Source organism: Streptomyces sp. CWNU-52B, from assembly GCF_047444975.1.
In the GTDB taxonomy this organism is placed as follows: Bacteria; Actinomycetota; Actinomycetes; order Streptomycetales; family Streptomycetaceae; genus Streptomyces.
Genome location: NZ_JBLFJV010000030.1, coordinates 249494 through 266321 on the forward strand (window position 1 = coordinate 249494; position 16828 = coordinate 266321).

Annotated in this window: 3 protein-coding genes; all 3 read left to right on the plus strand. The window is 71.9% G+C overall.

The window, feature by feature from the left end; all coding sequences use genetic code 11:
• The first annotated feature begins 72 nt into the window (after positions 1–72).
• Positions 73–528 carry a YbaB/EbfC family nucleoid-associated protein gene (locus tag ACLVWQ_RS27830; protein WP_414111933.1) on the plus strand — a complete coding sequence of 152 codons (456 nt, stop codon included), beginning with the start codon at positions 73–75 and terminating at the stop codon, positions 526–528.
• 1 nt (position 529) lies between these two features.
• Complete coding sequence (locus tag ACLVWQ_RS27835) at positions 530–910, plus strand: hypothetical protein (protein WP_414111934.1); 381 nt, start codon at positions 530–532, stop codon at positions 908–910.
• An 81-nt stretch (positions 911–991) separates the two neighbouring features.
• On the plus strand, positions 992–16828 hold a 15837-nt coding region (locus tag ACLVWQ_RS27840; protein ID WP_414111935.1), incomplete at its 3' end, for a hypothetical protein.

Genomic DNA, 16828 nt, shown 5'->3' on the forward strand with positions numbered 1-16828 from the left:
ACAGACCGGACGGCAGGACGTACGACGGCGTACGGGTGTCCGGAGTGACCGACGCGGAAGGGCGGAGCGGACGTGACGGAACCGCTGGAGAAACGCCTGGAGAAGGCGATGGCCGAACTCCAGGCTGCCCAGAAGGCAGTCGCGGCCACCGAGCGCGAGCTGAGGCAGGCGTCGTTCGCGGTGCTCTCCTCCGACCGCGCGGTCCGCGCCACCGTGGGCCCGCAGGGTGAGCTGACCGGCATCGAGTTCCTGGAGAACAAGTACCGCGACATGTCACCCCAGGAGCTGGCCGCCAGTGTCCTGGAGGCGTCGAGTGCGGCGCGCCTGAAGATGAACCGGCATGTGATGAAGGCGATGGCGCCCTTCACCGAGCCCAGCAGCGAGGTACCGGAGCTGAAGGGCTTCGAGATGGACTGGGAGCGGATCTTCGGTCCCGAGGTGCTGCGCGAGGACGACGAGGACACGGCACGCGACAGCCAGGCCACTCCCGGCTGGCGGGACGCGCTCGGCGAGGACGGGGAGGACTGACATGGGACAGCGCTACTACGTCGATCCGCAGCGTATCGAGGCCCTTGCGGGGCAGCTGGAGGAGATCGGCTCCCTGACCAGGAGCATGACCGAGGAGTTCCTCGACGGGCTGGCTCCCACGGTCAGCTGGCCCGGGTCGGACGGCGAGTTCGCCGAGAAGGCCAAGCCGCAGGAGCAGAAGGAGCGGCAGACCACCAAGGACACCATGCTGTCCATCCGCGACGCGGTGGTGGGCATCACCGACGCCACGGTCAGCCAGGTCCGGATGATGAAGAACACGCGCGACCGCAACATCGAGGACATCGAGCAGGGCAACAACCGCATCGAGACCCATGGGCTGGGCGACATCGACGGCAGCACGGGCGGGCATGGCCGGCGCTGACCTCCGCGCCGTAGGCCGCTCCCGCACCACGCCGGGAGCGGCCGCTCCGTGCTGCCCGCACGGCCGGGGGGACTGCCTCCGATGAGCATGATGCCGTCGCCCGAGGTCAACGCGATGATCTTCATCCTCACGGGGGAGAAGCTCATCGACGCCGACGAGGACCTCGCCTATGAGAGCCGTCGGCCCTACTCCGGCCTGGGCCGCAAGATGGACAGGCTCTCCTCGCTGATCGAGAAGTCGATCCACGACATCGCCGAGGTCATGCCGGACGACCTGTCCAAGTCGTACGCCCAGGCGATGGGCACGCTCACCGACGACGGCGGCAAGAACTACCTGCGCGAGTTCGCCGATCAGCTCGACAAGATCGCCGAAGGCCGGCGCAAGACCTCCATGGACATCATGGAGTCCAAGTGGCAGGTCATCGCCGAGGTGATCCGGCTGCTCATCGAGATCGCCATCTATCTGGCGATGTCCTTCTTCACCGGCGGCGCCTCGGCCAGCCAGATCATGATGGCCAAGCTGCGCAGCCGCTTCATGATCCTCACCACGCTCAGCCATCTGCTCCAGCGACTGCACCTCGCGCCCTCGCTGACCGAGGCGTTCGCCGAGGCGTTCACCACCTTCGCGGTGCGGCTGGCGATGATGAACTTCGCCCCGGACGGCCGACGCCCCGACAAGTTCGACTGGAACGACATCCTCAAGTCCGCCGCGTTCGGTGCCGCCGCGGGCTTCTTCACCAGTGTCTTCGACAAGTTCGCGAAGAACATCGTCAAGAGCTACGACCACAACTTCCTGAAGAACGGCCCGGACCGCGACTTCAAGAACCCCAACTGGCGCAACCCCCCGGACCTCGACCTCAAGAACAACGGCCCGACCCCCAAGCCGAAGCCCGACCCGAGCCCGTCCGGCGGCAACGGCCCGAAGGACCGCCCCGACCCCAGCCCGTACGGCGGGAACGGCCCCAACTCGCCGCACAACACGCCGATCACCTTCCGGAACAACCCGCTGTCCTTCCGGAACAACCCCAGCCTGTGGCGGAACAACAAGATCCTGCGCTTCAACGCCGACCGGCCGGGCGCGCTGGCCGGGCACTACGGCCTCAAGGGGACGGCCGACTTCATCGCCTCCGGCGCCGGTGAGTCGGTGGGCGAGATCCTGATCAAGGGCGCCTTCGACGGCGACTGGTCCACCAGCTGGAACACGTTCGTCGGCGCTGGCCTCAGCAGCCAGGTCGAGTCCACGCTCACCGGCGGCGCGGTGAACAGCGCCGCCGAACTGCGCCACATCATCGACAAGTTGGGCAACCGGCCGCCGCCCACGGTCTCCGGCGGCGGCATCGACTCCGACACGCGGGGGTCGTCCGACGACTCCACCCGCTCTCGCGACGGCAACGGCGACGGTGAGGGCAACGGCGACGGACTGGACCGCACCGGCGGCCCCTCGGGCACGAACTTCACGGGCGGGGGCCCGTCCGGACTCACCTCGCCCCCGCCGTACAGCCAGCAGAACACCGGCCAGGGCGACTTCACGGGCACCGAGTCGCCCCCGCCGTACTTCTCGGAGAACCCGCCGCCGTACTCTCCGGGCCCGCTGCCCACGACCGCCGCCGAGAACCAGCTGTGGCAGCAGGTCCACAACGGCCCCGCCGAGGTCCGCGAGCAGGCGCTGCGCGACCTCGCCGCGCTGCGCGGCTCCCAGCCGCCCAGTGGCACCGAGATCGATGTACGCGCGGGTCTGAACAGCAACCTGTCGCAAGTGCCCGAGGTCCGTGTGGTGCCCGTCGGGAACGGCCCCACGACCCAGATCGACGCCGACGAGGTCCGCCGCGCGCTCGACGGCTTCGGCACACCGGTCACGGTGGACGCGCCGGTGACGGTGGACACCCCGCTCGCCCCCGCACCGGGCACGACGGGCACGACGGGCGGCGGCCCCACGGCCAACTCGGCTCCCGCACCCGGGCCCAGCCCCGCTCCCGCACCCGGTTCGACCGGGAACAACACCGACGTGGTGGTGGACCAAGGGGCGGACAACCAGGTCGAGAACAACGTGACTGTCGACGCCGACAGTCACGAAACGACACCCGCGCCGGTGACATCGCCGGAGAACACCCTGGTGAACTCCCCGGAGAACCAGGTCGTGAACTCCCCGGAGAACAACGCGAACAGCGAGGTCCAGCTCTCTCCGGACGAGGTGGCCACGCAGGGCGACCCCACGGCCGCGGTGCCGGAGCAGGGCACCGGCGGTCCCGTCCCGGCCAACTCCGCCGCACCCACCAACTCGGCCTCGCCCGGTACGGGCACGGGTACGAGCACCGGCACTGGCACCGGTGCCGGCACTGGCACCGGCACGAGCACGGGGACAGGTACAGGCACGAGTCCTGGTGCCCGGCCGGGTGGCGCACCCACTGCCGGAGGTACGCAGGCTCCCTCCGCCACGCAGCCGGACGGCTCGCAGATCACGACGGACGACTCCGCGCAGACCACCATCGCCTCGGACACCGAGACGGCGCCGGAAACCACCGTCTCTCCGGAGACCACCGTCTCTCCGGAGACCACCCCGGACCCGAACACCACCCCGGCCCCCGACCCCACCACCGCTCCGCCGAAGGTGAGTACCACCGGCTCGTACGCGGACACGGCCGACACAGCCAACCCCGCCGACACCGGCGGCACGAGCGACATCAGCGGCCCGAGTGACCCGAGTGACGTGAAGGCAGGCCCCGTCTCCGTCGGCAGTGCCACGCCCGCCGGGGAATCCCCGCTGACGGTCATGGTCTCGGAGACGCCGCCGCCCGCCGAGGGGACACCGGAGGCCGCCGAGCTGCTGGACGCGGCCGGGACCGACCGAGCCGTGGTGCTCGGGCCGGCCACCGCGCAGGACGGGTCGGGGCGCCCGGTACGTACCGCTGTCGAGCTGACCCGCGAGGGGCCGGGCGCCCCGGTCCGGGTCCGCCCGCTCACCGGCCCGATGCCCGCCGGGATGCCGGACGGCACCACGGACACGGCGTTCCCCGGCGCGGATGTGCTGCTGCCGCTCTCCGACGCCCTCGGTCCTGCGCCCACCCCCGACACGCAGAGCACCGCCCCGCCCACGTCCTCGAAGTCGTTCTCGGATACGACAACACCGGTGCCGGACACCGGATTCGGTCCCGATTCCACGAACACCGCCCCACCCGCGGCGGCCAAGCTCGCCACTCTGTCCACGCCCTGGACGGAGACGGCCACCGACGTGCACCTGGAGTCGGGCAACGGTGACAGCAGCAGTGACGACAGCAGTGACGTCACCAGCAACGACACCACCAGCAACGACATAACCAGCGACAGCGACACCAGCGACACCAGCGACCTCCGCAACGGCGGTCACGTCGCCGGCCTCGGTGGCGGGCACGGACCCGGGAACGGCGGCACCCCGCCGCCCCTCCCGTCCACCACGCCCGACAACGCCACCCCGGACGACCCCACGTCGACACCCCCGCCCGTGACGCCCCCGCCCGCCGGGCGGATCATCGTGCGGCCCGTGGGCACCGGAGGCACCACCGGCAGTTCCACGGACAACGGAAACGGTTCCGCACGGCCTTCGAGCGAGCCGGTCGTCACCACCCTGGACGGCCACACCGTGCCCGTCACGCAGCTGCGGCGCCTGGTGCCGGACGCCACCGTGAGGCCTCAACCGGGGCGTGCGGTCCAGACGTTGACCATCTCGCAGGGACCGTCCGAGGACGGTACGGCGCACGGCGCCGCGCGGCGAGCACTGCTGGGGCAGGACACCTTCCGCGGGGTGCGCACCACGTCGGCCGCCCCGACTCCGGAGACGTCGCCGAGGCCGGAGACCTCCTCGACTCCGGAGACCTCCCCGACCCCGGAGTCCCGCGCGAAGCCGCCCGCCGTCCGTACGGTGTTCACCGGCCCCCCGGCCCCGCTCCCCGGCTCGGGCACCGAGCGCGGCGCCGACTACTTCGCGAGCCACGGCACCTCCCGTACCGTCACTCTCGGTACCGACGACCTGGCCCACCCCACGGTGAAGGTCAGCGGCGTTCAGCTGGGCGAGGTGCTCAAGTCCTGGGCGCAGGACGGCGATCTGGAACGCCCGCTGGTGCTGTTCTCCTGTGAGACCGGGCGGCAGCCGCAGGTGGCGGGGCTGTCGGTGGCACAGCACGTGGCGAACAGGACCGGACGGCGGGTGTACGCGCCGACGACCGAGGTGGGCACGGCCCGCGACCGGGACGGCAACGTCCGCGCGGTGCTCACCGAGGGCCCGGACGGGCCGGGCCGGTGGCAGGTCTTCACCCCGGAGCCCGGCGGCGCCGACCTGGACGGGCTGGCACGCGACGCCGGCCTGCACGCGGGCCCGGAACCGGCCGACGCTTTCGCCCAAGCCCGTACGCTCCAGCAGATCCGCACACTGCGCGACGCCCTCGGCACGGACGCCGAACAGCGGCCGGAGAACCGGGAGTTGCTCGCCGCGCTCGCCTTCGTGGACGGCCTGCGCTGGCGCAGCCCGGGTACGGCGGCCCGCTACGGCGACGGCCGGATGACCCCGGACCTGCTGCGCCGGATGGTCGTCGACCGAAGCGGCACGACGGGGGGTACGGCCGGTGGCCGGTCGACCGGTCCTGCGACCGGTCTGTCGACCGACCCGGGGACCGACTCGACGGCCGACTCGACGGCCGACTCGACAATCGACCCGACGGCCGGTCCCACGATCGAGCAGTACACCGAATTCCTGCGCGCCGCCGCCGAGTTGCATGCCACCGCCGGGCCCGACACCACGCTCGACGCCCTGCTGCCCCCGCCCCCGCCCGCGCTTCCACCGACCACCCTGGTCTCGCCCGGGGACGTACGCGGGCTGTCCTACGCGCCCTCCGTGCAGATCACCTGGTCGCTCTCCGACACCCCGCTGCCGCTGTCCGAGCTGGCCCTGAGCCCCGAGGACACCGCCGAACTCGCCCGCCGCAGGCCCGACCTGGTGCCCACACCCACGCCGAGCCGGCCGGAGAGCCTCGCCGAGGACCTGGCCCTGTTCAGCAAGGACGCCGCGAACCCCGACCCGGCGGACACCGTGCACGCGGACGGCCGGGCCTTCAGGCAGCTGGTCACGCCGGGCGGCGGCAACTGCCTCTTCAGGTCGCTGCTCGACAGCGCGCGCAGCCAGGACATACCGCCCGCGTGGGCCGCGCGGAACGTCGCCGGGCTGCGCCGACTGGTGGCGGAGCGGGTCGCCGGGTCCGAACTGGACGCCGTGGCGGCCCTGTCGTTCCCGAACCCGGTGTTCAGCGTGGTGGACGACCTGCGGATGCGCGCGCTCGCCGGTGCGAGGAACGACGCCCAGCGGAAGCAGATCACCCAGGACTGGAACCGGATCGCCCAGGACGTCATCACCGACGGCGACGCCGAGACATGGCAGCGGATCCTGGGTGACAGCGACTACGCGCACCTCGCCGAGGTGGCGCCCACCCCCGCCGACGCGGTGGAGCTCGGCGCGACGGGGCTGGTCGCCGCCGCGGCCGAGTCCTCCGCGCTGTGGGCCTCGCCCTTCGCGGACCTGCTCCCGGAGGCGCTGGCGCACACGCTCGACCTCGACCTGCGGCTCGTCCAGCCCGACCCGAGGGCGCAGGGGACCACCTTCGTCAACACCCTCAACCCGGCCGGCCAGGGCGGCACCCTGCACCTGGCCTACAACGGCCGGGACCACTTCGACGCACTGGTCCCGGCCTCGGCCCCGCTCACCCCCGTACCGGACCCGGCGACGAAGCCCGATCCGGAGACCAAGCCCGACCCCTCGACCACTCCTGACCCGGCGACCGTGGTGGACCCGACCACCGAGGACACGGACGGCTCCGAGGTCTTCGGCGAGTGGCTGCGCAGCATGGGCGGGGTCACCGACCTCGACGGTCCCGCGCCCGAGACCCCCGACCGCGGCGACCCGGTGCCGCTGGAGACCCAGCTCGAACGGCACCGCCCGGCGCGGCTGCTGACCGGCGCGGACGCCCGGCCGCCCGGCCCGGCGCCGCGCACCGTGACCTTCGAGGACGGCAGCCGGCTGCCCACGGTCCTGATCAGCCCGGACGCCGACCCGGGCGACGCAACCCCGGGCGACAGCACCCCGGGCGGTCGTACGGGCGGGACCACGCCGAGTCGTCCGACGGGCCTCTTCACCGGCCCCGGCAAGACGACCCTGCGCTCGCCCGAGCAGGTGGCGCGGCAGATCCTGGACAAGCTGCCGAAGAAGCTGCGCGCCCAGTTCGACGAGGCGGAGCTGCTGCGCCTGCTCACCGACCAGCCCAGCGCCTTCACGGCGCCGCGCGGTGCGCGCTTCGTGGGCCGGGAGAAGTCCGGGGTCGGTCACGAGATGACCGTCGAGGCCATCCCGTACCACCGCTGGGAACGCTTCTCCGACGTCAACGGCGCCACCGTCCGGATGGACACCATGCGGCGCGGCCAGGCGGGTACGGGCGGCGGGCGCAGCACGGGCGTCGGGCGCCGGATCGCCGGGGGGCTGAGCATGGGGCCGCCGCTCAACTGGCTGCTGAAGATCGGGGTTTCGCTGGGCTGGACCCGCAAGACCGACTTCACGCAGGGCACCCAGGCGTACAACCAGTCCGAGTGGCGCGGCTGGGAGGGCTCGCACCTGCACCTGGACGACGTGCACTACCGGGTACGGGTGGACCGGGTCACCGTGATGCCGAAGGGCACCGCCACGAGCACCCCGGCGACGACGAGCCCGGCCAACCCGGCCGCGGTGACTCCCAATTGGCAGCGCGCCCGCGTGCACAACGCGGAGTTCGCCATGCGGGACGGGCTGAGCTGGCGACTGCCGGACGACCTCACGGTGCCCTACAAGGGACCGCAGCGGGCACCCAAGTCGCTCACCTTCCCGGACGGGGTCGAGCCGAGGATGACCGACACCACCGGGCTGCACCTGATGGACCCGCCGGAGGACGTGGCGCTCGCCATCTCCGGTGCGCGGCCCGGAAGTTCGGCACACCGCACCCTGGTCTCGTACGTCCGTCCGGGGCGGCTGCTCCCGCTGTTCGGGCGGTTCTCCGGGCCGGTCACGGGACCTGAGCTGACCCGGGGCAGCGGACAGCACCCGCTCGGCCACCTGATCGTGGAGCGGTCGGTACCGAACCGGGCCACCCTCGTCACCGAGTCGGTCAAGGCGGAGGTGCGCGACCTCGTCCAGACCACGTACCAGAACCAGCGCGGCCACGTCCGCGACACCCGCCTCGGTGTGCAGGTCACCGCCGGTCCGAACTACAGCCTCCCCGGCGTCGACACGGACGTACGCCTCCAGGGCGGCCCCCTCGTCCGCGCGGACCTCACCTCCGGGCGCGGTCACTACCTCGGCGCGGACGCGGCCCGCAAGACCACGGGCCGGGTCCGTAACCACCCGATGGCGCTCTACCGGGTGGAGCGCACACTGATGGTGCGCAAGCCCGGCGAACTGCCGTCCGCGGCCCGCCCGGTCCGGGTGGTCAGCCTCGACTGGATCTCCACCCAGGACGCGCGCCGCCTCGCGGGCTGGGACAGCCGCACGCCGGGCCAGTCGGGCCCCGACCCGGACGCCGAGCCGTCGGTGCCGTGGTACCTCACCAGGGAGGACCCGGTCCACCTGAGCGGCCAGGTCCGCGCGGAGGGCTTCCGCCCCACTGCTCCGCAGAACCCGCTGCCGACCCCGAACCCGACCTCGAACCCGACACCGCCCGAGACCCAGGCCGAGACCCAGGTCGAGAGCCAGCCGCAGCCGACGCCGCAGACCCAGACCACGTCCCAGAACCCGACCACGTCGCAGACCACGACACCGACACCGACGCCGACACCGACCCCGGCGCCCCAGCAGCCCGCCCCCCAGGACCCCATGCGGGCCTTCACCGACTCCGTCCTTGACACCCTGCACCGCTCGTACCCGTCGCTGTTCGTCCCGCCGATGATGCTGCGGCACCCCCGACTGGCGAAGTTCTGGTACGGCGACGGGCGGATGCGGACCGCGCTGCACAACGACCGCCAGGTGCGCGAGGCGCTGAACCGGCCGAGCCTGGCGCAGAGCCTGGACGACCTGACCACCACCGGAGTGCCGGTCTCCCTCACAGAGGACGGCAAGGTGCGCCGCGGCCACCACACCCTGATCCTCAAGGCACGCCTCACCGACCGGCAGTTCGAGACCACCATGAGCGAGCGTTCGCTGCGCAACGCGGTGATCGGCACCGAGGTGTCCGGCCAGGGGGAGCAGGCGTCGGTCACCCTCTCCGGCGGTGTCGAACTGGGTATCTCGCCGCGCGACCACGACAAGGTGCCCGGGACCAAGCTGCCGAGCCAGACCGGCAACGTGTCCGTCGGCACGCGCTACGCCAGGACCGACCAGAAGGCCACCCGGGCCACGGTCGCGGTCGTCCACGACAACCTGATGTTCCAGAACGGCGCCGACCTCTACAGCTACCAGGTGGAACTGGGCGCCTCCTTCGAGGGATACCGCCGCCCGCGCGGCTGGGCGCGGCTCGCCTCGGTCGGTGTGCTCGGCGCGGGCGTCTTCGTGAGCAAGGTCGAGGAACGGCCGCTGTTCGCCCGCGGCAGCGAGACCGTGGGCCGGGTGGAGCTGGCCGTGCCCGCCGCGCACGGCTCGGACCGCCACGCCCCCGTCGACCCGGCGCCCGGCACATCCGCCCCGGCGCCCACGCCCGACCCCGCGCCGCGGCAGCTCTCCTCCCAGGAGGCCGACCAACTCCTCGACGGCACACGCCCGTTGCCGAAGACGGACTCCGCCGACCGGCGGCTCGCACTGAAGCTGCTCAGCTCCCCGCACGTGGTGCTGAGCACCGAGGGAGGGCAACAGCGCCAGCAGCTCGCCCAGGACACCGCCGACCGGGCCACCGGCACCTCCTGGCATGTCAGCGCGCCCGGCGCCCCGGTGCGTACGGCGATCCGCCGGGCCATGGCGAACCTCGGCGTGGCCGGTCAACTGGGCCAGTACCTCGGCCCGTTCGGCTCCCGTGTGACCGGGCTGTTCGGTGCCGGGCCGCTCCAGAGCCACTACATGAAGGCGGCGGTCCGCGGCGAGCTGTCCAACGTACGCGTGAAGAGCGACCCGAAGCCGGCCAGCCTCGAAGCCACCGTCGGCAACGAGCACCGCGTGGTCGGCAGTTCGAACACCGTCTCGCACACCACGCTCGGCCTCCAGGGCTCCGACACACCGCTCCAGCAGGCCCCGGGGCAGGCGCCGGTGGCCGGCACCTACTCGTCCGCCTTCCAGTACGCGTGGGGCAAGGGCCGCAGCGCCGCGCAGACGATCTCCAAGGGCCGCAGCACGACCATCTCGTTCAGCGGACGTATGTACCTGGTGGTCGCCGACGTCGCCGAGACCGTCGCGGTGCGGGACCGCTGGACGGCCGTGATGGGCATGGTGGGCACCCGCGCGGGGAACGCGATCAGCTCCGCGGCCGGCCTGCTCTCCGACGGCCTCGGCCGGCGTCTCGCCCCACGCAGTGCCGCCGCCGCGCTCCATCGCCTCCGCGACGCGGTGATGTTCCACATGCCGATGCAGGACGCCATCGAGGCCGGACTCGCCCCGGACGGCATGGGCACCAGCACGCCGCACAACCTCGGCGGCGGCTACCGGCTGCCCGGCTTCCTGAGCGGCCGCCGCTTCCCCAGCCACCCCAGCGGCCAGCTCGACGCGAGCCGGGCCGCGCAGCAGCTGATGCGGCAGCTGGACAGGATCGGGGTGCCCTCGCACGACCGGGAACAGGTCCTGCAGCGGCTCTCCCCCGACTTCCTCCGTGCCCACCTGCACGAGCTGACCACCGGCGGGATGACGCTGCCGGTCCGCTACCGCGCCTGGGCCAGCCCGCACCACCTGCCGGTCGGCGGCAGCCCTGGCCAGCTGCGGTTCGAGCTGACCCCGGTCACCACCACCGTGGAGAAGCTGCGCACCAACTTCGAGCTGGAGGACTACCGCAACATCGCCCGCGACGACCTCTCGGGCGTCTCCCAGGACCGCGGCGCCGACGTCACGCTCGGCGGCAGCCAGCGCGCGGCCGGCGACGGCATCCTCGTCGCCAGCCCGTCGGCCCAGGGCGCCGCGGCCAAACAGCGGTCCAGCAACCGGACCGAGACCGCCGGCAGCCTCTCGATGCCGAACATCGCCACCACCCAGGCGCACGCCGAGATCGTCACCAGCTACCGGCTGACCGTCTCCATGACGGACGCCACCGGTGTGCCCCTCGCGCCCAACGCCACGGCCGACGTCGGCAGCCTCAACGAGATCGTTCCGGCCAGCCTGCTCACCCCGACCGGCGCGGACGGCAAGGGCAAGGACGGCGCCCTCACCGAGCAGGACGTACCGGCACCGGAGCGCGCGGTGCGGATGCTGGACACCACCCAGGCGCGCCCGGAGGGCATCGCGGCCTGGCGCACCGCCCCGTCGACCACCGGCACCCCCAACCCGACCGGCCCCTACACCGGCACCGGCACCGCGCCTTCCCCGACGAGTACGACGACAGGCACGACGACTGGCACGCCCGGTGCCACCCCCGACGCCGACTCGGACGTCCTGCCCTTCGACGACCAGATCGGCTCCGGCATCCTCGCCGTGGACATCCTCGGCGCCGACAACGTCCAGGACGCCCTGACCCTCGCCACGGCCCGCGCCGACGGCCTCGGCGACGCCAGCGACTTCGGCAGGCGCCACACCGGCAACACCCTCAGCGAACGCGTACGCATCGCCCACCTCACCCCCCTCACCGGCCTCGGCACCGCCCCCGCCCAGGCCCAGCAGGAGGCCACCACCCAGGGCGGTCTGACCGCCGGATTCCGCGAGGCGCTCGGAGCGAACGGCACGCCGCTGCCCCCTCAGTCGTCCGCCCGCATCTTCGGCCAGTCCCACACCGCCGACTCCCGCCTCTACGCGAAGATGCACCGCCGCGGCGCCCGGCTGCTCACCGTGGAGAACAAGCCGCGCATGGAGGCCATGCAGCGCCGCAAGACCTCCGACGCGCTGGACGCCGGGATCACCGACAACCTTGAAGGCACGGTGGGCAGTTCGCCCCTGGCGGGCAACAGCAACGCGGGCGTGACCAACCCGGGCGCCACCGTCCCGGTCGGCGGCACGAACAGCAACACCGGGGCCAGGGGCGCCGTGGACACCACCCTCGGCACCCACATCAAGGTCGTCACCGACCGCAGCATGCTCTTCGCGCTGCCGGTGAGCTGGCTGTCGGTGGCCGAGGTGGACCACCACTTCACCGACAGCCGCCCGCTGTACGCCCTCGGCAAGGCCAAGCGGGGCCCGCGCGCCGCCGAGGCCGAGACCACCGCCCTGGTCTGGCTGCGCGAGGACATCGCCCGCGACTACGGCCTCCTCGACGACACCACCTTCCCCGACGAGGCCCGTACCGCCTGGGACGACCAGGCCAAGGCGGCGGCCGACCTGACCGAGGCCGAGAAGCGCTACTACGACGCCCGTGCGCGGACCCGCGAGACATGGCTGAACCTGAGCCCGGAGCAGCAGACCGCGCTCGGCGACGACCACCCCGACCAGCCGACCGTGCTGCCGCGGGCCATGGCCCAGGACCCCGCCGTCGTCGCCTGGCAGGCCGCCCGCGACGAGGCCCGCCTCTGGGCACAGCGCACCGACGCGGCAGCCGTGGACCACCACCGCCTGCACCTGGCCGCCAGCCGCCTCACCGCCCACAGCCAGGGCCTGACCTCGGTCCCGGTGACGGACGCGCCGCAGGAGTACACCGCGCCCGAGTGGCGTTCCGAGGCACCGACGCCGTACACGGTCTCCGACGCCGTCGACGCCACCGACACCACTCCCGCCGTCCCGCGCACCATCACCTCGCCTGACGGCACCACGGTGCGCGAGGTGCACGACATGCCGCACGACGGCGCCTCGTTCTTCCACGCGCTGCTCGCGGTCGCCCAGGACCGGGGCAGGCTGCCCCATCTGCTCGGCAACGACCTCGCCGACCGGTTCACGGCCGACCCCGGCGACCCGGCGGTGACCGCCGAGGCGATCGGCACCGCCCGCGACCGCCTCGCCTGGGCGCTGGGCGAGAACGCCAACAGCGACCTGCTCGACGGCCTCGCACTGGACGCCGCCGACACCTTCACCCAGGCCGAACTCGACGGCGCGGGAGTGGTGTTGACCCCGGCGCAGCAGGCCGAGTTCGATGTCTTCGGCCGGCTCCCGCAGACCGTCTGGCCGACGCCCGAGCAGCGGGTGGCGCTGGCTGTCGCGGCCCTGTCCCGCCCGTTCACGAGCGAACAGCCGAGCCCGGACGCCACGAGCCGCCCGGACGGCGAACAGGCCCCGCCCGAGCGCCGCGCGGGCGACCACGGCGGCGCCGACCTGCTGCCCGCCCTGGCCGCCCGCGTCCTGGGCACCCCGCTCACGGTGGTCACCGGCGAGGGCCGCGACCAGCTACACCTCCCGCACGGCACCGACCCGGCCACCGTCGACCCGGCCGCCGACCCGGTCCTCTTCGCCGACGGAGGCTTCTTCCACGCGGCCCTCCCGCCGGGCACCGCGGCCCCGGTCAGCGCCGCACTGCCGACCTCGGCGAGCACGGCAGTCTCCGGTACGGACACCACCGGCTCCACTGCAGATCCCGCGCAGTCGACCACGAACCGCAGCCACACCACCCCGCCCTGGATGCCGCCCGCCGACATCACGGGCCCGCGCTACAGCCTCGACCGGAACGGCGTCCTCACCGCACCCGACGGAGCCACCTACACCCAGGGCACGCCCACCGGCCGCGGCAACGGCTTCTTCGGTACGCTCTCCACGGCCCTGCACCAGGCGGCGGCGCAGCCCGGCCTGGACCGCCGCGAGGCAGGACGGCTGCGCGCCCGCGCCGACATGCCGCCCGCCCAGCTGATGCGCCTGAACGGCCTCCCCGGCAAGCCGGCCGAGCGCGCCACGCTCTTCACGCCGCCGCCCCTGAACGTCCGCCCCGGCGTACCCGCACCGAGTACGGAAGCCCGTGACAGCCACCTGCGCCGCCACCTGGCCGAGGCGCCCTGGGGCCCGGCCGCCGACCGCGCGCTCGCCGAGTGGGCGGCCGCCGCCACCGGCACCACGGTCACCCTGATCGAGGAGAACGGCACCGCACACACCTACCCGGGCCCGACCGAGAGCGCCTCGCACCTCCGACTGCGCCGCCGGGGCGGTGACTTCGTCCCACTGACCCTGAACACCCCGGCACCTCCGCCGAAGAGCACAACGGAGACGAAGAGCACCACGGAGACGCCGGAGGCGAAGGGCACGCCGGAGACGAAGAGCACGCCGAATACCAAGGGCACGGCTCCCGTCGACACCACTCCGATACCCCCGGTCCCCGACCGCGCTCCGCCGCCTCCACCGATTCCGCCCGTGTCGCAACAGGACGCGACCACCGTCCCGTTGCCGCCGTCCCCGGTGTCTCCGGCCGAAGAGGGCAACCCGCCGGGACTCACCGTCGAGGAAGAGGCGTACGGCCTGAGCACGCTGTCGGGCGCGACACCCGCCGCTGACCCGACCCGGGACCCGAACCCGGACCTGAACCCGGATCCGGATCCGGATCCGGACAACAGGTCCGTTCCGAGGGGCCAGCGCGACAGTCGTCCGCGTTTCGTGGTGCGGTCGGGCTTCGATGCGCGGCGGTTCTCGTATCAAGGGGAGCGGGTCACGGATCTTACGGTCCGCGTCGCGCTGCGCGGTACGGACGGTCAGGCGACGCATGTGTTCGATCAACTTGGCGCAGGTGTCCGCGAGTTCTTGAATGTTCCCGGTTACCGGCTGCCCAATGGTGACCGGTTGCATGTGACTGTGGAGCTGGTCGATGCGGCCGACACTCCGCATCTGACGGTGGACTTGGTGGACCGGGATCGTCCGATGGACCAGAACAGCTGGTGGGCGGATGCGGACCCGGTGCACATGGTGCACGAGCTGACCCATCAGCTGGGTCTGCGGGATGAGTACCGGGATGCGGATTCGCCGCACCGTCCGCACGTCGCGGGGAGTCTCCTCGGCGCGCTGGACGAGAGCCCGGAGGACGCCTCACTCGCGGTCGCCGGTCTCCGGGACCGTCACATGGCCCTGCTCGGCGCACTGATCGGGGACCTCGACACACACCGGAGCGAGCCGAACGATTCCGACCAGACGTGGGATGCGGCGCGTACCGATGCCGCCGGCATTCTGCGGGCGGCGGTGTGGGTGGATCCGGTGTCCCTGCCCCGCCCGGCGGACGACAGCCGGGATACGGACGAGGTCGCGCCCCGGGTGCACCAGAACCCGGGTACCACGCCGGGTCAATCGCCCGAACCTTATGTGCCGTTGATTCTGGGGAACTACAAGTTCACCAATCTCCAGCACACGAACGAGGAGTACCGCGACAAGGCTGCTCACATTGTGGATCTGCTGCAGAAGCACGACACGATCAGGCAGTACGTGGGTAACCGTCAGGTGCGTATCACGCTGCATGTGCGGAGGACGGAGACCCCGGCCGATGTGACGGACCTGGGCGGCAGGGGCGTCGTCATCAATCTGGCGAGTTATTACTTCGAGAAGTACGACATCGGTTACGTCATGGGGATGTTGGCCCATGAGATCGGTCTGCATCCGCTGGCTTCCCGGGACACGAACATTCCGGATGAGGAGGAGATGTTCCAGGGAGTTCCGCTGGCGGTGCCCGGTCTGGCGGATCTGAAGTCGCCGCGGACGATGAATACGGAGGGTGCGGGTCAGGCGGATCACATCATGGCGGCGTTCCCCAGTAGTACGCGGCACGGAATCTACCGGGACATCGTGGTGGAGATGGCTGGAGTCCTGGCGGCGGACGCGCGCTTGGGTGTGAACGGCACCAAGCCCAAGGACGTCACGGATCTGATCGACACGTATCTGATGGACCTGGCGACGATTGCGCTGACGAACGACAGGCGCAAGGACGCGGCCTGGGAACCTCGTTACACGGCGAGGGTCTACAACGCTTACAAGGAGATGTTCACGGCCCGGCTGGCGGACGACAGTCCCGTACGGCGGTTCGTGCCGACGGACAAGTCCTGGTACAACGTCACCAACAATTTCCTGGGCCTGGGCACCAGCGTTGTGTTCAACAACCAGGGCGCCAGTATCCACGCCGTACCACCACCGCCGAAGAGGCCGCTGTGGCGGGAGCCCCGCTTTGTGGTGCGGTCGGGCTTCGACGTACGGCGGTTCATGTATGACGGTGATCCGGTCACGGATCTCACGGTGCGGGTCGCGTTGCGTGGTGTGGACGGTCAGTCGGCGGGAGTGTTCGGTCAACTCGACGCGGGCGTGGCGGAGTTCCTGAACGCTCCTGGCTATCGTTTGCCGAACGGTGACGTGTTGCATGTGTCGGTCGAGCTGGTCGCCCCGACCGACGATCCGCATTTGACGGTGGATCTGGTGGGCCGGGACAGGCCGATGGATCAGACCTCCTGGTGGGCGGATGCGGACCCGGTCCAGATGGTCCACGAGCTGACCCACCAGCTCGGTCTGCGGGACGAGTACCGGGACGCTGATTCCCCGCACCGCCCGCACGTCGCGGGCAGTCTGCTCGGCGCGCTGGACGAGAGCCCGGAGGACGCCTCGCTGGCGGTTGCCGGTCTCCGGGACCGTCACATGGCCCTGCTCGGCGCGCTGATCGGGGACCTCGACACACACCGGAGCGAACAGAACGACTCCGACGAGACGTGGGACGCGGCGCGCAACGGCACGACGGGCACCCTCCGTAAGTCGGTGTGGGTGGACCCGGTCTCCCTGCCTCAGCCGGCAGACAGGAACCGGAGTACGACTGAGGTCCCGGCGCGTATGCAGCAGGGCCCGAGCGTAACGCCCGAGCAGCCTGCTGCTTCCGAGCCGACGTTGAGTCCTTTCAAGTCGGGTCGTTTTGAGTTCACGAATTTGAAGCACACGGATGTG

Coding starts and splice junctions, on each gene's coding strand:
- ACLVWQ_RS27835 (WP_414111934.1), top strand. CDS start 530: ATGGGACAGCGCTACTACGTCGATCCGCAGCGTATCGAGGCCCTTGCG.